The organism is Streptomyces lanatus, assembly GCF_014655715.1.
Taxonomy (GTDB): Bacteria; Actinomycetota; Actinomycetes; order Streptomycetales; family Streptomycetaceae; genus Streptomyces; species Streptomyces lanatus.
This window is the reverse complement of record NZ_BNBM01000004.1, coordinates 1-18,907: the sequence shown is the minus strand read 5'-3', so window position 1 is coordinate 18,907 and position 18,907 is coordinate 1. Positions and strand designations below refer to the sequence as shown.

Annotated in this window: 20 protein-coding genes and 1 pseudogene; 6 read left to right on the top strand and 15 right to left on the bottom strand. The window is 68.4% G+C overall.

Going from position 1 to position 18,907, the window contains the following annotated elements:
- Positions 1 to 6: 6 nt before the first annotated feature.
- A complete protein-coding gene (locus IE325_RS12160; RefSeq protein WP_190069843.1) occupies positions 7 to 807 on the top strand; it encodes an IclR family transcriptional regulator in 801 nt (266 codons plus the stop codon).
- Positions 808 to 820: 13 nt separating this feature from the next.
- Here IE325_RS12160 and IE325_RS12155 read toward each other — a convergent pair whose 3' ends face one another.
- The 10 genes and pseudogenes from IE325_RS12155 to IE325_RS12110 all read right to left on the bottom strand — a co-directional run.
- On the bottom strand, positions 821 to 3,688 hold the full coding sequence (locus tag IE325_RS12155) for an FAD-binding and (Fe-S)-binding domain-containing protein (protein ID WP_190070314.1): 2,868 nt from the start codon (positions 3,686 to 3,688) through the stop codon (positions 821 to 823).
- Positions 3,689 to 3,732: 44 nt separating this feature from the next.
- Complete coding sequence (locus IE325_RS12150) at positions 3,733 to 4,566, bottom strand: DUF6282 family protein (protein ID WP_190069842.1); 834 nt, start codon at positions 4,564 to 4,566, stop codon at positions 3,733 to 3,735.
- Positions 4,559 to 5,443, bottom strand: coding sequence for a carbon-nitrogen hydrolase family protein (locus IE325_RS12145; protein WP_190069841.1), 885 nt, complete (start codon positions 5,441 to 5,443; stop codon positions 4,559 to 4,561). Before IE325_RS12145 ends, IE325_RS12150 begins: the two co-directional genes overlap by 8 nt.
- Positions 5,416 to 6,366 (bottom strand): glycine betaine ABC transporter substrate-binding protein, encoded by a 951-nt coding sequence (locus IE325_RS12140; protein ID WP_190069840.1) that lies wholly within the window; start codon positions 6,364 to 6,366, stop codon positions 5,416 to 5,418. The genes IE325_RS12145 and IE325_RS12140 overlap by 28 nt, the downstream gene beginning before the upstream one ends.
- A gap of 57 nt (positions 6,367 to 6,423) precedes the next feature.
- The gene (locus tag IE325_RS12135; RefSeq protein WP_190069839.1) at positions 6,424 to 7,185 is read right to left on the bottom strand and encodes an ABC transporter permease; all 762 of its coding nucleotides are present in this window, start codon (positions 7,183 to 7,185) and stop codon (positions 6,424 to 6,426) included.
- Positions 7,182 to 8,153 (bottom strand): ABC transporter ATP-binding protein, encoded by a 972-nt coding sequence (locus IE325_RS12130; protein WP_190069838.1) that lies wholly within the window; start codon positions 8,151 to 8,153, stop codon positions 7,182 to 7,184. Before IE325_RS12130 ends, IE325_RS12135 begins: the two co-directional genes overlap by 4 nt.
- A 25-nt stretch (positions 8,154 to 8,178) precedes the next feature.
- Positions 8,179 to 8,826 carry an ABC transporter permease gene (locus IE325_RS12125; protein WP_190069837.1) on the bottom strand — a complete coding sequence of 216 codons (648 nt, stop codon included), beginning with the start codon at positions 8,824 to 8,826 and terminating at the stop codon, positions 8,179 to 8,181.
- Between the two features lie 169 nt (positions 8,827 to 8,995).
- Complete coding sequence (locus IE325_RS12120; RefSeq protein WP_190069836.1) at positions 8,996 to 9,745, bottom strand: IclR family transcriptional regulator; 750 nt, start codon at positions 9,743 to 9,745, stop codon at positions 8,996 to 8,998.
- A gap of 160 nt (positions 9,746 to 9,905) precedes the next feature.
- Positions 9,906 to 10,826: an alpha/beta hydrolase gene (locus IE325_RS12115; protein ID WP_190069835.1), complete on the bottom strand. Its 921-nt coding sequence runs from the start codon at positions 10,824 to 10,826 to the stop codon at positions 9,906 to 9,908.
- A 371-nt stretch (positions 10,827 to 11,197) separates the two neighbouring features.
- Positions 11,198 to 11,305, bottom strand: a pseudogene (locus IE325_RS12110) (aldehyde dehydrogenase family protein); the annotation flags it as partial.
- Between the two features lie 1,176 nt (positions 11,306 to 12,481).
- On the opposite strand from IE325_RS12110, the gene IE325_RS12105 reads away from it, so the two are divergent.
- The 3 genes from IE325_RS12105 to IE325_RS12095 all read left to right on the top strand — a co-directional run bounded on the left by IE325_RS12105 (position 12,482) and on the right by IE325_RS12095 (position 14,629).
- Positions 12,482 to 13,480: a GlxA family transcriptional regulator gene (locus IE325_RS12105; protein WP_229911774.1), complete on the top strand. Its 999-nt coding sequence runs from the start codon at positions 12,482 to 12,484 to the stop codon at positions 13,478 to 13,480.
- A gap of 133 nt (positions 13,481 to 13,613) precedes the next feature.
- Entirely contained in the window at positions 13,614 to 14,252 is a 639-nt protein-coding gene (locus IE325_RS12100; RefSeq protein WP_190069833.1) for an HD domain-containing protein, read from the top strand.
- A gap of 8 nt (positions 14,253 to 14,260) precedes the next feature.
- On the top strand, positions 14,261 to 14,629 hold the full coding sequence (locus IE325_RS12095) for a transcriptional repressor (RefSeq protein WP_190069832.1): 369 nt from the start codon (positions 14,261 to 14,263) through the stop codon (positions 14,627 to 14,629).
- A gap of 163 nt (positions 14,630 to 14,792) precedes the next feature.
- Here IE325_RS12095 and IE325_RS12090 read toward each other — a convergent pair whose 3' ends face one another.
- From IE325_RS12090 to IE325_RS12080, 3 genes are all read right to left on the bottom strand, one after another.
- Positions 14,793 to 15,011, bottom strand: a complete 219-nt coding sequence (locus IE325_RS12090) for a hypothetical protein (RefSeq protein ID WP_190069831.1) — start codon at positions 15,009 to 15,011, stop codon at positions 14,793 to 14,795.
- Positions 15,008 to 15,349 (bottom strand): hypothetical protein, encoded by a 342-nt coding sequence (locus IE325_RS12085; RefSeq protein WP_190069830.1) that lies wholly within the window; start codon positions 15,347 to 15,349, stop codon positions 15,008 to 15,010. The genes IE325_RS12090 and IE325_RS12085 overlap by 4 nt, the downstream gene beginning before the upstream one ends.
- 332 nt (positions 15,350 to 15,681) lie before the next feature.
- On the bottom strand, positions 15,682 to 16,455 hold the full coding sequence (locus tag IE325_RS12080; RefSeq protein ID WP_190069829.1) for a glycosyltransferase family 2 protein: 774 nt from the start codon (positions 16,453 to 16,455) through the stop codon (positions 15,682 to 15,684).
- Positions 16,456 to 16,521: 66 nt separating this feature from the next.
- On the opposite strand from IE325_RS12080, the gene IE325_RS12075 reads away from it, so the two are divergent.
- Positions 16,522 to 17,442 carry a nucleotide sugar dehydrogenase gene (locus IE325_RS12075; protein WP_308437654.1) on the top strand — a complete coding sequence of 307 codons (921 nt, stop codon included), beginning with the start codon at positions 16,522 to 16,524 and terminating at the stop codon, positions 17,440 to 17,442.
- Between the two features lie 100 nt (positions 17,443 to 17,542).
- Positions 17,543 to 17,944, top strand: a complete 402-nt coding sequence (locus IE325_RS12070; protein WP_229911773.1) for a hypothetical protein — start codon at positions 17,543 to 17,545, stop codon at positions 17,942 to 17,944.
- A 19-nt stretch (positions 17,945 to 17,963) separates the two neighbouring features.
- Here the strand turns inward: IE325_RS12070 and IE325_RS47015 are convergent, their stop codons facing one another.
- Both IE325_RS47015 and IE325_RS47010 read right to left on the bottom strand, forming a co-directional pair.
- Entirely contained in the window at positions 17,964 to 18,371 is a 408-nt protein-coding gene (locus IE325_RS47015; RefSeq protein WP_350897201.1) for a transposase, read from the bottom strand.
- Positions 18,371 to 18,751 carry a transposase gene (locus IE325_RS47010; RefSeq protein ID WP_350897199.1) on the bottom strand — a complete coding sequence of 127 codons (381 nt, stop codon included), beginning with the start codon at positions 18,749 to 18,751 and terminating at the stop codon, positions 18,371 to 18,373. Before IE325_RS47010 ends, IE325_RS47015 begins: the two co-directional genes overlap by 1 nt.
- Between the last annotated feature and the right edge of the window lie 156 nt (positions 18,752 to 18,907).

The following is an 18,907-nucleotide window of genomic DNA, read 5'->3' as shown; positions in this document are numbered from 1 at the left end:
ACAGCGATGAGTACGAACGACAAGAGCGGCACGGCGCCCCTGCTGGTCCTGCACAAGATCCGGCAGATCCTCGAGTGCTTCACGATCGAACAGCCCGAGCTGAACCTTCAGCAGATCACCAAGGCGACCGGCCTCCCCGCCAGCACCTGCCAGCGGCTGGTGCACAACCTCACCCGTGAGGGCTTCCTCGACCGCACCGACGACACCTACCGCATCGGCCTCGGCCTGGTCCGCTGGGCGGCGCCGGGCACGTTCGGCCTGGACATGGTCCAGCTGACCCGCCCGGCCCTCCAGCAACTGCGCGACCGCACAGGCGAGACGGCCTGCCTGTACGTGCGGGACGGCGCCTACCGCACGGTCGTCTCCCTGGCCGAAACCCGGCACGTGGTCATGCGGCTGTTCATGATCGGCATGGTGATGTCCTTGCACGCCGGGTCGGCCGGCAAGGTGTTCATGGCCTTCGACCCCTCCGCGCGGCGGGCCGCCGTCAGCCACGGCCTCACCCGGCACACCGCACGAACGGTCGTCGACATCGACGTACTGGACCGGCAACTGGAGGAGATCCGCCGCAGCGGCTTCTCCGCGTCGTTCGAGGAACGCGATCTCGGCGCCGCCTCGATCAGCGCCCCCGTCTTCGGCAGCAGCGGCGAACTGGTCGCAGCCGTCGGCATCGGAGCCCCGACCCAGCGCCTGACCCCTGCCGACGTCGCCCAGCTCGCGCCGCTGGTGGTCGAGGCGGGCGAGGAGGCCTCCCGCCGCCTCGGCTACCGGCCCGGTATCCGCCCTCACGCCGGCAACTGGTCCTGACTCGCCCGTCAGCTCACGACCGATGCTCTTGTCCGGCCTTTGATCGCCGTAGGGCTTCGGCGATGATCTGCACGAGATGGCGGCTGTCGAGGTCGGCGAGGTCGCGCACTTGGGTGCGGCAGGAGAACCCGTCGGCGAGGATCCGTCGGTCGGGGTCTGCGGACGCCTTGGCGAGGACGCCGTCCCGCGCGATCTTCGCGGAGACTTCGTAGTGGCCCTTCTCCATGCCGAAGTTCCCGGCGAGGCCGCAGCATCCCGCTGAGATCTCGACATCGCAGCCCATGGCTTCCAGAAGCGCCTGGTCCGCGTCGTAGCCCATGACGGAGTAGTGGTGGCAGTGGGGCTGGACGAGGAATTTCTCGGCTGCTCGCGGCGGTGTCCAGCCGATGGAGGTCAGGAACTCGGCCATGGTCTTGACCGACCGGGCGAGTTCGGCGGCGCGGGGGTCGTCGGGAAGCAGCTCCACGAGGTCCGAGCGGAGCGTGGCGATACAACTGGGCTCGATGCCGACGACGGTCCTTCCGTCCCTGACATGCGGGAGCAGGAGGTCGACCGTCTTGCGGAGCTTGGCCTTGGCGGCGGTGAGCTGGCCGGTGGAGACGAGGGTCAGACCGCAGCAGGCCCCGGGGCCGGCGATCTCGACGTCGCAGCCGGCGGCGAAGAGGACGTCGAGGGCGTCCCGGGGGACGTCCGGATTGATGGCATCGGAGAAGGAGTCGACCCAGAGCAGGGCCTTGGGCCCGACTGCCCCCTGCCCCGCGGGCCTTCGCCGTTTGCTCCACCTGCTCCAGCGGAACGGCGTCCGGGGCAGCGTCGGCAGTGAACGGCGGTGGTCGGCTCCCATCAGCGTCGTCATGGCTCTGCGCAGTGGAGGGACGCGGCCTGCGAGGTTGAGGAGCGGGGCCAGGGGCGCGGCGAGCCTGAGCCACTGCGGAAGCCGGCCGAGCGTGTAGTGGCTGAGCGGACGCAGACGGCCCTTGTACGTCTGGTGCAGGGCCTCGGACTTGAACGTGGCCATGTCGATGCCGGTGGGGCAGTCACTCGCGCAGGCCTTGCAGCTCAGGCACAGATCCAGGGCCTCGTGCAGCTCGGGGGAGCTCCAGCCGGCGGTGACGACACCGCCGTTGAGCATCTCCTGGAGCATGCGCGCCCGGCCCCGCGTGGAGTCCTTCTCGTCCCGGGTGGCGGTGTACGAGGGGCACATGAACCCGCCCTGTTCGCGAAGGTCGGCCCGGCACTTGCCCACCCCGACGCAGCGGTGGACGGCGTCGGTGATGTCGCCGCCGTCGTGCGCGAAGGCGAAGCCGTCGCCGGCGCGGAGCCGGTGGGCCTGGGGACGGCGGAGGTCGGCGTCCAGCGGTGCCGGGCGGACCACGACCCCGGGGTTCATGACGTCCTCGGGGTCCAGGAGCGCCTTGAAGGTCTCCATCGCGCGCAGGGCTTCGGGGCTGTACATGGCGGGCAGCAGTTCGGAGCGTGCGCGTCCGTCGCCGTGTTCGCCGGAGAGGGAGCCGCCGTGCTCGGCGGCCAGGGCGGCGGCGCGTTCGAGGAACCTGCGCATGAGCGTGCCCCCGGCATCCAGCGGGAAGTCGATGCGGACGTGGACGCAGCCGTCGCCGAAGTGGCCGTAGGCCAGCCCGGACACGCTCTCCTCGGCCATGAGTGCTTCCAGTCCGCGCAGGTAGTCGCCGAGCCGCTCCGGGGGCACGGCGGAGTCCTCCCAGCCGGGCCAGGCCTGTCTGCCGTCGGCGGTACGTCCGGCCAGGCCTGCGCCGTCGGCGCGGATCTGCCAGAGCCTGGTCGCCTCGGGGCCCGCGGGCAGGACGACGGCGTCGGCGGAGCTGGAGGCGGCGACGAGTTTCCGTGCCGTTTCGACGGCCTCTTCGGAGTCGGCGCCGCCGACCTCCGCGATCAGCCACCCCCCGCCCGCGGGCAGGGCGGGGACACTGGCGTCGCCGTGCGCCCGCCGTACGACGTCGACGAGCTGTGCGTCCAGGCCCTCCAGGGCGAGCGGATGGAAGGGCAGCAGGTTCGGTACGTCGTCCGCGGCGGTGGGCATGTCGCGGTAGCCGAGCACGGCCAGGGCCGGCGCGGCTGCCCGGGGGACCAGCCGGACCGTGGCTTCGAGGAGGATGCCGCAGCTGCCCTCGGTGCCCGTCAGGGCGGCCGCGAGGTTGTGCCCGTTCTCCGGGAGCAAGTGCTCCAGGGAGTAGCCCGAGATCTGGCGTCCGAAGCGTCCGAACTCGGTGCGCAGGACCGCAAGGTTCTCCGAGACGAAGGAATCCAGACCGGGGACGGCAGTGAGCGCGTCACGCCCCGACCCGGCCGTGATGACGTCGCCGCCGCCGGTCAGCCAGGTCATGGACACCACGTTGTCGGCCGTACGCCCGTAGGAGAGGCCGTGCGGACCGCACGCGTTGTTGCCGATCATCCCGCCGATCGTGCAGCGGGTGGCGGTGGACGGATCGGGGCCGAAGCGCAGTCCGTGGGGCAGGGCCGCGGTCTGGAGTGTGCTCAGGACCGTCCCGGGTTCCACCACCGCCGTCGAGGCGTCGGGGTCGATCGACAGGACACGGTTCATGAAGCGGGAGAAGTCGATCACGAGACCGGGGCCCACGGCGTTGCCGGCGCAGGAGGTGCCCCCTCCCCTGACGGTGACGGGCACCCCGTGGGCACGGGCGACACCGACAGCGGTGATCACATCGTCCGTCGACCTGGGTGTGAGCACGACCTCGGGGATGATCCGGTAGTTCGAGGCGTCGGTCGAGTACAGCGCCCTGGTCGTGGACGAGCCGTCGACGAGGTCGCCCAGGCGTTCACGCAGGGCGTCGAGGAACGACTCGGTCGGGGCCTTCGGATCGTCTGCCATGGTCGCGTCCATGTCCATTTCGTGCTGCTCCTGGGGGCCGTCGGGTCTGCCGGCCGTCATGGGAGGACCAGCTCCCCGGGGGTGTCGCCGGCGGCGTCCCGGAGCCATCCGGGGTCCAGTCCCTCGGCGGCGAGCGCGGCGATGAGCTGTTCGAGGGCCGCGGGAGGCTCGGGGCTGTCGGGTTGTCCCGCGTCGGAGGACAGGACCAGACGCGGCCCCGCGGCCCGTGCGACGGCGGCCAGCCGGGCGGCCGTCATCCCGGGCTGGTGGAAGAGCTGGTAGGCGGTGATCTCCACGCGGGCGCCCCGCTCGGCGAGTTCGGCGATCTCCCGTACCTCCATACCTGGGACGGTGTAGGAGGGGTGGGTGAGCAGGAACCTGCCGATGCCCCGGGCCAGGGCCTGGTCCAGCAGCCACCGGCACTCCGCGCCGCTGACATGCCCCGTGCACAGCACCGCGTCGTGCTCGGCGATCAGGTCGAGCACGAAGGCGACGTCCTTGGCCGCGGAGTCGTCCGCGGCCATGACCGGTGGGACGGACAGCGCGGAGCGGTCCAGACGTGCGTCGAGGTCGCCCAGCCGTGGCAGCCGGGCGCTCTCCTGGGTGTGGGCGTCCGCCGTGGGGAACCACACGACCCGGCCGCCGGTGGACAGAGCCGACAGGACGGCCGCCGGGTTGATGCCGCCGACGGCACGGTTGAGGGCGATGCCCCCCACGACCTCCAGCCCGGACGAGCGGCCGAGGGCGCTGGCGCGGCCCACGGTGGATTCGTGGTGGGCCTTCAGGACGAAGCCGGTGTAGCCGGCCGCGATGTAACTGGCGCCGATCTGGTCGTCGTAGCCGATGCGTTGGAGCACATCGGGTGCGGCATGGACATGGACGTCAAACACGGAGTTGCTCCCCTTCGTGGCCGAGGCTCGTTCCGAACGCATCGGCAAGGAACTCGGTGCGGGACTCCGCCAGCAGGGGTACGTCCGCCCGAAGCCGGCGCACGGCCGTCAGGTCGAGCTCGGCGACAGCGGCCCCCGGCTCCTCCCCGAGGTGGGCCAGGACGTCGCCGTCCGGGCCCACGACGCGGGAGCCGCCCCAGAAGCGGGCCCCGTCGTCGGTGCCGCAGCGGTTGACGAAGACGACGTAGCACTGAAGCAGCACGGCGGCATGCTCGAGGATCACCTCCCAGGTGCGGCGGATCCTCGCCGGGTCGGAGCCCGTCATGCTGGCCACGGGCACGAACAGGACCTCGGCGCCGCCCTGGGCGGCCAGCCACGGGACGACGGGATGCCACATGTCGTTGCAGATGGCCGTGGCGATCCTGGCGGCACTGAAAGCGGCGGTCCTCAGCTCCGTACCGGGCCGGAACGACAGTTGCTCGTTCCAGGGTGCGTAGGAGACGGGGTGGAGCTTCCGCTGGAGATGCCGGATCCCGGTCAGCGGATCCTGCAACAGGTAGGCGTTCCAGGGCAGTCCGTCGCCGTTCCTCTCGGCGAAGCCCACTCCGACGCCGGCGGACACGAGGGCGGCGAGCCGGGGATCGTCGGCGGTGAGGAGGTCCGTCTCCCGGTGGGGAGCGAATCCGTAGCCGTTGGCCGAGAGTTCCGGGGTGAGCGCGAGGTCGACCGGGCCGAGTTCGTCGTGCAGTTCGGCGATCCGGGCGAGGTTCTCCTCCACCGCGCCGAAGACGGGCGCGGTCTGGAGGAGCCCCACACGAAGCGTGCGGGGCTCCTCCGGGCTCGCCGCCGTCACTTCAGCTTGTTGGTGCTGAGCCACTGGCTCGCGACCTCCTCCGGCCTCTTGCCGTCCACGTCGATCTGCTTGTTGAGTTGCTGCAGTTCGGCGGTGGTCAGCCGTTCGCTCACCGGATTCATCACCGTCTGGATCTTCGGGTACTTCTTCAGGACGGCGTCCCGCACGTTCAGCGAGAGGTTGTAGGGCGGGAAGAACTTCTTGTCGTCCTTCAGGACGGTCAGCCCGAGGGCGGAGATCCGGCCGTCGGTGGCGAACACCTCACCGAAGTTGCACGGGTTGCCCTTGGCGACGGCGTTGTAGATCGGGCCTTCGGCCAGCTCCGCCACATCGCCCTTGGGGAGGCTGAAGCCGTACGCCTTCTGCAGCCCGGTCCACCCGTCGTCGCGGCCGAAGAACTCCGAGGCGCCACAGAAGCCGGCGCTGCCCGCGTCCTTCTCGGCGAGCGCCGCGTAGTCCGAGAGCGTGGAGACGCCCAGCTTCTTCGCCGTCTGCGTCTTCGCCGCTACGGCATAGGTGTTGTTCGCCGCCGCGGGCGGCAGCCACACCACGCCGTGCTCGGCCTTGTCCAGGGCGCTGACCTTGTTGTAGACGGCGTTCGGGTCGGTGTTGGTCCCCTGCTGCTGCAGGGCCAGCCAGCCGGTGCCGGTGTACTCCCAGTACATGTCCACGGAGCCGCCGGTCAGCGCGGCACGGACGGCGTTCGTCCCGCTCATGCCACAGGTGCGCTTGACGCTCGCTCCCTGCGACTCGAGCCGCTGGGCGGTGATCTCGCACAGCAGCAGTTGCTCGGTGAAGTTCTTGGAAGCGACGTTCACGGTGGCCCCCTTGAGGGGACCGCTCTCCGCGGGGCCGCTGCCCTGCTCGGCGCCGGAGCTGCCGAGAGCGCAGCCGCTGGTGAGCGCGAGGCTGAGCAGACCGGCCGCAGCCAGGGTGTTTCTGCGCATGCTGAAGTCCTTCGTGGTGCTTGACGGTGTGTGCGGGGGGTGGACCGGGAAGAGGTGTCAGATGCCGCGCGGACGCAGGGCCCGCTCGGCCAGGCCGGCCAGCCAGTCGACGGTCAGCGCCAGGGCCATCGTGAGGGCGCTGCCGACGACGAGCACGGGCGTCCGGTCGAGGGAGATGCCGGAGGAGATGATGGAGCCGAGGCCGCCGGCGTTGGTGAACGCGGCGAGGGTGGCCACGCCGACGTTGAGGATCAGTGCCACGCGGATGCCCGCCAGCATCACCGGGACCGCCAGGGGCAGTTCGATGGTGAGGAGCACCTCCCGGGGACTCATGCCCATGCCACGGCCCGCGTCGATCAGCGCCGGGTCGACCTGGCGGATCCCGACCATGGTGTTGCGCAGCACGGGAAGCAGGGCGTACAGCACCAGCGCCACCACGGCCATCCAGAAGCCGACGCCGAAGACCATGGCCAGGATCACCAGCACGCCGATGGACGGCACCGCCTGGCTGGCGTTGGCGGCCGCGAGCACGACCACCCCCGCCCTGCTGATGCCGGGCCTGGTCAGCAGCACGCCGAGGGGGACACCGATGGCGATGGTGAGCAGCGTCGAGGCGACGACGAGCTGGACGTGCTCCCACAGTGCCGTCAGGACGACGTCGGAGGCCAGGCTGCGGGTCTCGATGGAGTCCAGGCGCAGGGAGCCGACGTAGGCCCAGAGGGCTCCCAGCAGGGCGAGGACGACCAGCGGCAGGACCCAGGTCCTGGAACGGCGCGTCTCCGATCGGGAGGTGACCGCTTGGACCGCCGCGGTGCTCATGAGAGGACCTTCGCCGGCTGGGCGGCCGCGGTGAGCAGAGTCTGGAGGTCGAGGTAGCGGCTGCCGTCGCCGGGGACGCTGACCTCTATGCCCTCCGCCCTTGAACCCAGGACCAGTTCGAGCGCCCGGTGGACGCTTTCACCGGCGTCGACCGCGATCGCGTTCGCACCGCTCGGCAGGTCGGACGGGGTGGCGGCGATGACGTCCGAGACCTTCAGGAGCGACAGCCGCCGCACCGGGGCGCCGGATCCGACGAAGTCGCGTACGAAGTCATCGGCGGGATTGGAGAGGATCTCCAGGGGAGTGTCGAACTGGGCCAGGCGGGAGCCGGGACCGAAGATGGCGATGCGGTCGCCCAGGCGCAGTGCCTCGTCGATGTCGTGCGTGACCATCACGATCGTCTTGCGGATACGTTCCTGGAGCCGCACGAACTCCATCTGGAGCTTCTCCCGCGCGATCGGGTCCACGGCGCCGAACGGCTCGTCCATCAGCATCACCGGCGGATCGGCGGCGAGGGCGCGGGCGACCCCGACCCTCTGCTGCTGGCCGCCGGAGAGCTGCCTGGGGTATCGGTCGGCGTAGAGGGCCGGGTCGAGCCCGACCATCTCCAGCAGCTCCTGCGCGCGCCTGCGGCGCTCGGACTTCTTCACGCCGAGCATCCTGGGTACGAGGGCTATGTTGTCCGCGATCGTCAGGTGAGGCAGCAGGCCGATCTGCTGGATGACGTAGCCGATGCCGCGCCGCAGGTCGTCCACGTCGGCGTGAGTGACGTCCTTGCCGTCGATGAAGATCCGCCCGTGAGTCGGCTCGATGAGGCGGTTGATCATCCGCAGGGTGGTGGTCTTCCCGCATCCGGACGGGCCGACCAGGACGACGAACTCTCCTTGCTTGATCTCCATGGAGAGTTCGGAGACGGCCGCTGTCTCCTGGCCCGGGTATCGCTTGGAGACCTGGTCCAGAAAGATCATGGCGTCTGAGTTCGGGGTGGGCCTGTCAGACATTCAATCCTCGCAGAGCAGTGATCTTGGCAATCGCTATGAACAGCAGGTCGAGGACCAGAGCGACCAGCACCACTCCGATCACTCCCGAGAGGGCTTCCTCCAACGCGTTGGCTCCCCCGATGCGTTCCAGTCCACGGAAGATCAGCTGACCCAGACCCGGGCCACGCACCACGGCCCCGATGGCCGCGGTCGCGACCAGCATGATCGTCGCCGTGCGGATCCCGTTGAGGATCACCGGCCAGGCCAGCGGCAGGACAACGGTGCGCATCCGGCGCCCCGGGCCCATGCCGAGGCCGCGTGCCGCCTCGACGACGGCCGGGTCGACTTCCTCGATGCCCGTGACCGTGTTACGCAGGATCGGGAAGACCCCATAGACGGTCAGGGCGGCGATGGTCGGGGCGACACCGAGCCCCATGACGGGGATCATGAGGGCGAACAGGGCGAACGAGGGGATGGTCAACAGGGAACCCGTGAGCGACAGCAGAGCGTGACGCAGGCCGGGTGCGGACTGGGTGAGAAGGGCGAGTCCGATCCCGATGACCGCGGACAACGCGACGCTGATCAGCACGAGTTCGATGTGCTGCTCGGCCAGGAACAGTAGGTGGCCGGAATTGTCGGCCATGTAGGAGAGGAGGCTCATGGAGTGGCCAGCCCTCTGCCGGCACGACTCACGACCACCTGGAGGACCGGCTGACGGGGGCCGGTGGGCCCCGACTCGGGCAGGGGACGAGCGAGATGTCGCATGGTGTTCTCCGGATTCTCCGGTTCTACGGGGCTCGAACGGTGGTTGTCGGTAGGCGGCGGAGCCGTCAGAGATCGCCTGTCTCGGCGTAAGGGCGCACGTCGGAGCCGAGGGATGCCTGCAAGGCCCGCACCATCGAAAGCAGATGCCCGCCGAAAGCGTGGATGTGCGGCTCGATCCTGAACGCGGGACCGGAGATGTTCACCGCGGCGCTGACCCGGCCGGTGAAATCCCGGACCGGTGCCCCGATGCCCAGCAACTCCGGGTCGAAGATGCGGTTCGCGACCGTGTATCCCCGTCGGCGGGCCTCTTGCACCTGAGCGAGGAAGTCGCGCGCCTCGCGGTCCGAAACGCCGCTCCCGCCGCGCCGGACCATGTCGAGGATGTGCTCGTCCTCGTAGTCCATCAGCAGGGCCATGCCACTGGAACTCCGGTGCACCGGGATCGTACGGCCCACCCAGTTCACGGCCTCGATCGACCGCCGGGAGCCCTCCGACAGTACGGTGAGCACCTCACCGTCGCTGAGAACGCTCAGGTAGGTGCGCTCCCGTACCGTCTCGGTCAACCTGAGCAGCAACGGGGCCGCGAGCTTGGTCAGCCGCTGGTCGCCCGCCCGGACCGCCAGTGCGAACAGCCGCCAACTCAGCTCGTACCGCCCGGAATCACGTCTGGCAACCATGCCCGTCTCCAGCAGGCTCCTGAGCTGCCGGGACACGACGGACTTCTCACGCCCCACCGCCCTGGCGACATCGGCCACGCTCAGCCCGTCCGGGAACACAGCCGGATCCGCCGCCGCGAGGGCGTCCAGGATCGCCATCACTCGCGAAGCACCGCTCCGCGCTGCGGGAGTCTCATTCTGCTCAAGAGCCATACCGATTCCTTCGTAGCGGTATGAATAGCTAGATGGGGGGCCGTGGTGCACGCAACATGGCGTTGCATTTTCTGCACCACTTGCCCTGGGGCCGCTTGCCCTGCCGTCAGGCGGAGATGCTCCGGGCGGGAGCGGCGGAGACGCGGAAGGCCTCGTCGAAGAACTCCTGCAGACGGTCGCACAGCAGCAGGAACTCCGGGTGGTCGCCGTACATGAAGTCGTTGTGCCGCCCGTGGATCGTGTAGAGAGTCTTGGGTGACGCGGCGGACGCGTACAGGGACCGGGCCTCTTCATAGGGATGCAGCGAGTTCCGCTCGCCGTGCGCGACGAACAGAGGTGTCGGCGCGAGGTTCGCCACCATGTTCTCGACCTTCAAGTCCAGGATGGACTCCGTGAACTGCAGCCGGGTCGGGTGCCCGAACCCGTAGACCTGGGACAGCTCCTTCTCGACGTAGTCACCGGTGGCCGGGTCGAGCGGGTAGTGGGCGAAGGTGTCCGCAAGCTTGGACTCGCCCTGGACGACCCGGCGCACCCGGTCCTCCTCCACCTCGTCGACGATCTTCAGGAACTCGTCGTAGGTGTGGATGGACCTGAGCCAGCGCTCCCCGTCGTAGAACCCGTTCAGGGAAGCGACGCCCGCGACGTCGCCGGCCTTCTCGGCGGCGAGGATGACGTTCGCGGCGCCCATGCCCCAGCCGATGAGCCCGACACGGGCGGGATCGATGTCGTCCTGCGCGCGGATGAACGTCACCGCGTTGCGCACGTCCTGGACCTGCTCCTCGATCAGGACCCGGCCCTTCTCGCCCTCGCTGTCCGCCATGCCGCGGTAGTCGAAGCCGAGGCAGACGAACCCGTGCCCGGTCATCCGCTGGGCGAACAGCTTCGGGTAGAACTCGTTGAATCCCTGATAGCCGGAGTTGATGACAAGCGCGGAATGCCGACCGCCCTCCGGCAGGTCGTCGGGGTAGTAGAGGGTGGCCTCGAGGCGGCTGCCTTCGCTGTAAAACGCGGTTTCCTTCTCGATCACAATGATTCCCTGTGTTGATCCGACCGGGTCGGCCGAGCCCCTGCTTGCTCCGGGACCGGGCCTTCACCGCTTCTGCTGATGGGGGAGTCCTGCCGCTGACGCCGAGGGCGTGCTGCTGGTCTCAGGCGGCCACTCTCAAGCCACGATGCGATGAGCGCAACAGAGGAATGCATATTTTGCAACGCCTGAGTGGCCGGCTGGTGTCGTCTGTCGAGAACGCGGGCTGCCGACGCCGACGGCTGCGGGCCTGACCATCAGCGTTCAATGCCTGTCGGGGGCGGTGTCGGAGATGTCGCTGGGCGGGTGCGGGCAGGGGGCGGGCCTGGACGATCGGATCACCGGCGAAGGCGAGGAGGCGCGTGATGCCTTGGTCAGCTGATGGTCATGTCGTTGGTGACGCCGGCGAATGCGGTCGGGCGCACGAAGTTCCCGTTCTCAAGACCCGGGGGGCGGCCCGGGCCGCCGACAACGACCTGGGCGCCTTCCTCTGACGTTCAGGCGGCCCCTCCTGGATGATGGGCGGCGTGCCTGGACCCGATATTGCAGGAGCCCCGGAACGAGGGGGGCCGGTTCGGCTCAATGGCGCCGAGCGGGCAGACATCGACCTCGTGATGCTCGATGCCGACATCGCCGGTTGCGTAACAACCTGGCTGAGCAACGGCGGTCAACTCGACGCACGGCGGGTCGGAATTCTCCGCCGGAAGCTCGCCGACCTGGAGCAGCGGCGCCCCGCATTCAGTCTCATGAGCCGCCGATCAGTTCCTCCACCTCCGGCTGGTCGGTACGGCCCGCGTCCTGAAGGTGTTCGTTCAGATCGAGCACTCCGGGCCAACTCGCCTGTACGGTCGCTGCGTTCAGGGCCAGTCAGGGTGAGTCCGCTCACGACCATGATCGTGCCGGCCTGCCCTCACCGGAGGGCCGGATCACTGGTACTGGCACCGCCGCCACCGCGGCTGCGGCGGACCGCTCCTGCTGCTGGCCCGCACCCATGGTGTGCTGCCCGGTGGACGTCTGCCGCACCTGCGCCACCGCAACCGAGCTCGCCGCAGCGGTCATCCGGCAGCACACCTTCCCCGACTCGCCCCGAAAAGCGATCTCCTGCCCGACGAGGATCTCATTGTTGATCTGAGCGCCGCCGACACCGGCGAGGGGAACTAGGCCTGGAGCGAGGGGCAGTGGTGAAGAAGCACGCGACTGCAAAGGCCAGGCGCATCCGGCGGTCGGTCTGATCGCCGTCGCGGTGCAGAGCGGCCCGTACGGTCTGCTGGGCATCCCTGGTACCGCGAAGAGCCCCAGCGCGCCGGATCTGGGCCACCGTGACCCCACCGCGGGCGGCCCGACCGGCTCCGGGGTGGCCCAGCTGGCGCCGGCAGGTGGCACACAGGCCAGGGCCGTCGCCCCAGGAGCCTTCCACCCGCGGCCTCGACGGACTGGTCCGGGGGAGCGGGCCGCGGACGACCAGCCAGCAGGCCATGGCAGGCCGCTCGGCTGGTGATCACCGGTTCGCCGTGGCGGGAGGCGGCCTGAGGTGCCCCGATGAGCCCATACAGAGCGGCTCCCGTCTCCCTGTTTCGACCAACATCGATGTCTCTCACGCTACTAAACTACAATTTGAGACACTTGAGCAGGGGAGCAGAACCGAGAGAGGTCAGCGCGTGAAGCAAGGCAGAAACATCGCCTTCATCCTGTTCGACGGCTTGAAGATGCTGGACGTGACGGGGCCCGCAGAGGTGTTCGCGGAAGCAAACCGTCTCGGTGGCGACTACACCCTGTCCTACGTCTCTGCGAGCGGCCGGCCGGTCACGACATCGGTGGGCATCGAGCTGGCTGTGTCCGGGACGGTCCAGACCACGCCGACTCCCGACACCCTGGTCGTGGCGGGCGGCGATTGTCTGATCACGGATCCCATTCCGGCCGACCTCGTCGATGCCGTCCGCGACCTGTATCCGCGGGTGCGCAGGGTGGTATCGATCTGTACCGGATCCTTTGTCCTAGCTGCTGCAGGGGCGCTGACCGGGCGGCGCGCAACCACCCACTGGAGGCACACACGGTTGCTGCAGCGGGCCTACCCCGACGTTGAGGTACGGGCCGATGACCTGTTCGTCGAGGACGACGGTGTCTTCACGTCTGCGGGCGTCTCGGCCGGAATCGATCTTGCGCTTGCTCTGCTCGAGCAGGACCAAGGGCCTGATCTGGCCCGGGCCGTCGCCCGCAATCTCGTGGTGTTCATGCAGCGGCCCGGCGGGCAGTCCCAGTTCTCCGCGCCCCTGGACGCCCAGCGCCCTCGCACCCCGGCACTCCGCTCGGTCGTCGACCTGATCTCCGCCCAGCCCGCTCTCGACCACAGCGCCAGCACCCTCGCCAACCGGGTGGGCGTGAGCGCACGGCACCTGTCCCGTTTGTTCGCCACGGAGTTGGACACAACCCCCGCGAAGTACGTCGAACAGGTGCGGCTGGACCACGCAAAGACCCTGCTTGACCGAGGCTGCAATGTCAGCGAGACAGCACGGTCGGCGGGTTTCGGCAGCGTGGAGAGCATGCGCCGGTCGTTCGTGGCGCGCATGGGCACGCTACCGAGTCACTACCGGTCCCGCTACGCGACGACACAGACGAATGTGCAACGCGCAGCCACGGTCCTTGAGACCCGGGAATGACCTGCGGCCTGAAGACCGCGCGCCTGAACGCAGGTCCCGATGTGCAGGCCTCCTGGCAGGATCTGCCGTTGGCGAGCCCCTGATGAGTCGGGAGAGTGGAAGAAATCCACTCGAACACTCCAGAGGAGGCGCTATGTCCGAGGTTATTGCCGGCATCACGATTCCGGATACCGAACTCGTCAAGTCAGCCACGGAACTCGTCCGCGATGCAGCCGACGAGACTCTCTTCAACCACTCGCGTCGAGTCTTCCTGTGGGGCTCGCTGAAGGCCGCGGCCCGGGGTCTTGAAGTGGACCCCGAGCTGGCCTATGTCGGGGGACTCTTCCACGACCTGGGCCTCACCCCCAAGTACGCGACAACGAACCGGCGCTTCGAGATCGACGGCGCCGAAGCCGCGCGGACATTCCTCCTGGAGCACGGGCGGTCGGAGGAAGAGGCCCGCAACGTGTGGCTGGCGATCGCGCTGCACACCACACCGGAGATCCCCTCCTACCTCGCACCCGAGACGGCCGTCGTCACGCTCGGAGTGGAGACGGACGTCCTCGGATTCGACCTGCATGAGATCACCGACGAACAGCGCGCGGAAGTGGTGAAGGCTCATCCCCGTCCCGGATTCAAGAACCGCATCCTGGAAGCCTTTTACCAGGGCATGGCCAACCGCCCCGACACCACGTTCGGCACCATGAACGACGATGTCCTCGCCCACTTCGATCCCTCGTTCCAGCGCGCCAACTTCGTCGAGATCATCAAGAACAACGCCTGGCCCGAGTAGTGGGCGCGATGGGCGATGTCCATTTCAGGGAGCAGCTCAAGGCGGCATCACTTCGGGTGACCGTACAACGCATCGCTGTTCTGCGCGTCCTGAAGAACAACCCGCATATCGACATCGCATCATTCGCCTATATCGTACGGGCGGAATTGGGGACGATATCCCTCCAAGCCGTCTATGACATTCTGGCTGCACTAGCCGACGCAAAACTCGTCCGCTACTACTCCGCACCCGACGCCACGTCCATTCCGCACACCAAGCAGATCCTCGGCCGGGAAGGCTACTGGCGGGCGTTCCGCGAGTTCGTCTTCGGTCGGCCCAGCCAGCACCTTCACCAGCCCTCCGGCAGGCCGCTCCGGCGGGACCATCCCATCTGCTGATCTTGGCTGGAGGTGGCAATGACCAGCGGGAGTGAACCCGGCCCTTGAAGGCGAAACCGAAACCCTCCCGCCCGAGGCCGGGCGAGAGGATTTCCGTAGACCAGCCACCACGGTTATGCGTCCCAATGGGGCCTTCGTGGAGAGCCGGATGGGGCTCAATCCGTCAGGTGGCGCTGCGCAGCACCACACTCCGGATCTCCCAGGGTGCGAGCCGCAGATCGTGGCGGCCTGCCGTCGCTGGTTCGCTGCCGAGAAGCCCACTGGGCAGATCTATCGTGTCGATGTCGGTGAACGGGCCACTCACGATGGCGACGACCGGGTTGCCGCTCATCGCCACGACCCGGCCCTCGATGCCTCTGCCCGTGTGCTGGATCGCGCTCACCGCGCCCCCCGCGCCGTCGACCTGGACGCCCCGGGGCAGAGCGGGGAGTTCGGCGGCGCCCCCCCCGCACCACGCACGACGAGTGCCTCGCTGCGGAAGCGCGACGAGCGACGGACTGCCTCCGCACCCTCCCAACCCTGCGGGGACCACACGACGCCGAACCGGGCGGTGATGGTCTCACCGAGCGGCTGCGCCCCCGGCGTCGGGATCTCGCTGGCGGCGCGTTCGTCGCGGTACGGATGCACGTTCCGGCTGGTCGAGCCGACAGCGCGCAGTACGGTGATCGTCAACTCTTCGCCGTCGTCGGCCTCGTACTCGATCGCGTGATCGAGCGGCACGGTGCCGAGGAGCTCATCCGGGCCAGGTCTCCTTCATGCGCCAGCCGGGGGACTACCTCATCGTGAACCAGCGCCGCTTCCTGCACGGCCGGGAGGCGCTCCACAGCGGTCAGGAGACCGTTCCCGTCGCCGACGGCGGCTGCTCCTCCAGTTGTTCCTGCGCGCGCCGACCGGCGACGGCTCGGCCGCGTAGCCGGCCGACGGCACCGTGCCTCACCGAATCCCACCCCCGGGTCCAGCCCCCCGAGCACGCGGCACGGCCACGGGGCGGGGCCCGGTCGGGCACCCCCGGAAACAGTCGTGCACCGGGCTCCCCGGGCCCGCGCATGGACCTAGATGCGCGAGTTGCGCAGCGACTGCCACACAGCGCCGGCCAGCGCGCGCGTCGCCCTCGGGGCCGACAGATGCTCGTGCTCGCGGTACAGGGCCCAGTTGTATTGCACGAGCGACAGCTTGTTGGAGGACAACGATCCCGCCTGGTGGGCCCTGTACACCGCAAGCGGCTCATCCAGGCCCCGGGCGTCAGCGCCGTCCCGCATGATCGACAGCCAAAGGGCGTAGTCCTGGCGCTTACGCATCTCCGGCATCAGCCTCGCGCCCAGAACAGTGCGGTCGTACATGGCAGTAAGGGCGCCGATGTGGTCTCGGACCAGCATCGCGCGGTAGTCCACGTGCTCCCGCGCATGGATCACCCGACCGTTCGGGATCCAGGCGGTGCTCTCGCCGTCGTAGTCGGCGTCCATCTTGAAGTACGAGGTGAACGTCAAAGGCGCAGTGGCCTCCGCAGCGAAGGCGAGCTGCTTCTCGGTCTTCACCGGGAGCCACATGTCGTCGCTGTCGAGGAAGGCGATGTAGTCCCCGCGGGCCCGCTGGATCGCGAGGTTGCGGGCTCGGCCCGCACCGCCCCGTTCGGGTGCCGCCTCCGGCAGGACGCGCTCGTCCTGCTCGGCGAACTCGCGGAGCAGGTCCATGGAGCCGTCGGAGGACTGGTCGTCGGTGACCAGCAGCTCCAGGTCGCTGTGGGTCTGGGTGAGCACCGATCGGACGGCTGCGCCGAGGGTCGCTGCTGAGTTGTACACGGGCATCACGACGGACACCAGAGGCACAGCGCTTCTCCTTGCCAGATCAAGAACGACAGCCCATTCAAGCACCGCAATCGAGCAGGAGCTGCCATGCAGATGGTTGTCGCTGGTCAGGGCTACGTTGGGCTTCGCCTGGCCGTCCGCGCTGCAGAGGTGGGTCACCGTGTCGTCGGCTACGACGGGGAAACCGCGCCGCGTCCAGGAACTCGGCGTCGGCGGGTCCCACGTGCGGGACCTGGACTCCTCGAGGCTGCGCGCGGTGCTGGAGGCGGGGCCTCCTCCGCGACCGCCGACGCTGCCGCGCTGGCCGGTTTCCATCTCGCGGTGATCGCCGTGCCGACCCCGCTGCGGGACGGCGTGCCCGACCTGACTTACATCGAGTCCTGCGCCCGAGCGCTGGGCGAGTACCTTCGCCCCGGTGCGACGGTGGTCCTGGAGTCCACGTCCTATCCCGGCACCACCGAGGATCTGCTGCTGCCGATCCTGGAGGAGGCGTCGGGCCTCAAGGGCGGGGTGGACTTCCTGGCCGGATTCAGTCCCGAGCGGATCGGAAACAAGCGATGGTCGTTCGACGGGACGCCGAAGTTGGTGTCCGGAATCGACGCCAAATCACTCGGTGTGATCAAGGGGTTCTACGACGGCATCTGTGAGACCACGGTACCGGTGTCCGGGACGAGGGTCGCCGAGCTGGCCAAGCTGCTGGATAACACCTTCCGGTTCGTGAACATCTCGATGGTCAACGAGATGGCGATGCTGGCCGCTTCCCTCGGCGTGAACATCTGGAAGGCGATCGACGCTGCCGCGACCAAGCCCTTCGGGTTCACGCGGTTCACGCCAGGGCCGGGAGTCGGCGGGCACTGCCTGCCCGTTGACCCGATGTTCCTCTCGTGGAAGGCCCAGCAGGACGTCGGCGTACCTTTCCGGTTCGCGGAACTCGCCGACGACGTGAACCGGCACATGCCCGACTATGTCGTCCAGCGTCTCGTGGAAGCACTCGATAAGAGCTCGTAACACGATCATGTGCACAACAGCCCAGTAGTCGTGTCGTGGTAGAGCGTGGGAGCGTGGCCCTGGATCGTAGGCGATGAGCTGTGTGGGGAGGAGTGGCTGGATGAGTGTGGTGTGGGCGGCGACATCGCCGGAATTGGGACTGTTCCATGAGGTTGAGAGACGTTCAGAGGTGAAGGGGCTGACAGACCGCTTCAACGAGCTGCGTTCTCTTGGCCAGGGGTACATCGAGGTTCGGTTGCCGGACATGGAGTTCCCGACGCTGATCCTGGCCTTCCGAGATGATCAAGCGGTCGTCCATCTGATGAGTGATCCCGAGCGGATGTCTCTGCTGGTAGGAGACGGCACTGTGCCCTCGGGTGCCGAGGTCGAAGTCCCGATCATGGACGACCTCGCCGCGTTCACGGGCGACTTTGTCCTGAATGTCGATCGGGCGTGGGAGCTGGTGCATGACTTCACCCAGACGCGGGCTGCCGGCCCTCTGGGTGAGTGGTGTGAGTTGTAGCCAAGAGCTCGTAACCCAATCATGATCGGTGCTTTTCCAGTCGCCTCCAGCAGATGAGGCTGCAGGCCAAGGAGACGAAGGCGTCGTGGAGTTCGGTGCGGCGTTCCCAGCGGACGGCGAGGCGCTTGAAGTGGTGGAGCAGGGCGAAGGTCTGCTCCACGACATAGCGGAGTTTGCCTATGCCCTTGATGTTCGGGACCCCTTGCGGGAGATGACGGGCAGGATCCGGCGCTTGTGGAGTTCGGCGCGGTTGGGGTTGGGGTCGTAGCCCTCGTCGCCGAGCAGGGCTTCGGGTCGCCTGCGCGGACGGCCGGGGGTGGCCGGCGACGGGAGGGACGCCGTCGACCAGGGCGAGGGTCTGGGTGACGTCGTTGACGTTGGCGGCGGTGGTGATGACCTTGAGCGGGGTACCGCGTCCGTCGCACATCAGGTGGTGTTTGCTGCCCGTCTTGCGCCCGTCGACCGGCGACGGACCGGTGTCGGCACCCCCTTTTTCGCCCGGATGTGGGAACCATCCACGCAGGCCCGTGACCAATCAAGTTCGCCAGCCGCGTTGAGCTCACTGAGCAGGGTCCAGTGGAGTTGGTCGAAGACACTGGCTTGCTGCCACCGCCCCAGGCCGCGCCAGCAGGTCTGTCCCGAGCCGAACCCCAGCTCCAGCGGCAGAAGTTGCCACGCTACGTCGTTGTAGAGGACGTACAGGATGCCCTGCAAGCAGATCCGGTCCGCCACCGGGTGCGGCCTCGGCGCCCGCTCGGGCCAGGACGGCAGCAGCGGCTCGATCAGCGCCCACAGGTCATCGTCCATGATCCACGGCCGAGTGCTCACACTCTCACGAACTGCGGAATCACCCGACCGGTCACACCCGACCAGGACAACTCGACAAGATCGTGTTGCGAGCTCTAAAGGGTGTTGCACAAGGCTCTGAGCTGGGCATCTTCTGTGTATGGCCGGGGTCTTACG

What these genes read in the sequence shown, in the direction of transcription:
- IE325_RS47010 (WP_350897199.1), bottom strand. Translation starts at nt 18,751, where the DNA reads ATGGACGATGACCTGTGGGCGCTGATCGAGCCGCTGCTGCCGTCCTGG.
- IE325_RS12120 (WP_190069836.1), bottom strand. Translation starts at nt 9,745, where the DNA reads ATGGCGATCCTGGACGCCCTCGCGGCGGCGGATCCGGCTGTGTTCCCG.
- IE325_RS12140 (WP_190069840.1), bottom strand. Translation starts at nt 6,366, where the DNA reads ATGCGCAGAAACACCCTGGCTGCGGCCGGTCTGCTCAGCCTCGCGCTC.
- IE325_RS12155 (WP_190070314.1), bottom strand. Translation starts at nt 3,688, where the DNA reads ATGGACGCGACCATGGCAGACGATCCGAAGGCCCCGACCGAGTCGTTC.
- IE325_RS12070 (WP_229911773.1), top strand. Translation starts at nt 17,543, where the DNA reads ATGAGTGTGGTGTGGGCGGCGACATCGCCGGAATTGGGACTGTTCCAT.
- IE325_RS12135 (WP_190069839.1), bottom strand. Translation starts at nt 7,185, where the DNA reads ATGAGCACCGCGGCGGTCCAAGCGGTCACCTCCCGATCGGAGACGCGC.
- IE325_RS12130 (WP_190069838.1), bottom strand. Translation starts at nt 8,153, where the DNA reads ATGATCTTTCTGGACCAGGTCTCCAAGCGATACCCGGGCCAGGAGACA.
- IE325_RS47015 (WP_350897201.1), bottom strand. Translation starts at nt 18,371, where the DNA reads ATGTGCGACGGACGCGGTACCCCGCTCAAGGTCATCACCACCGCCGCC.
- IE325_RS12075 (WP_308437654.1), top strand. Translation starts at nt 16,522, where the DNA reads ATGCAGATGGTTGTCGCTGGTCAGGGCTACGTTGGGCTTCGCCTGGCC.
- IE325_RS12125 (WP_190069837.1), bottom strand. Translation starts at nt 8,826, where the DNA reads ATGAGCCTCCTCTCCTACATGGCCGACAATTCCGGCCACCTACTGTTC.
- IE325_RS12100 (WP_190069833.1), top strand. Translation starts at nt 13,614, where the DNA reads ATGTCCGAGGTTATTGCCGGCATCACGATTCCGGATACCGAACTCGTC.
- IE325_RS12160 (WP_190069843.1), top strand. Translation starts at nt 7, where the DNA reads ATGAGTACGAACGACAAGAGCGGCACGGCGCCCCTGCTGGTCCTGCAC.
- IE325_RS12095 (WP_190069832.1), top strand. Translation starts at nt 14,261, where the DNA reads ATGGGCGATGTCCATTTCAGGGAGCAGCTCAAGGCGGCATCACTTCGG.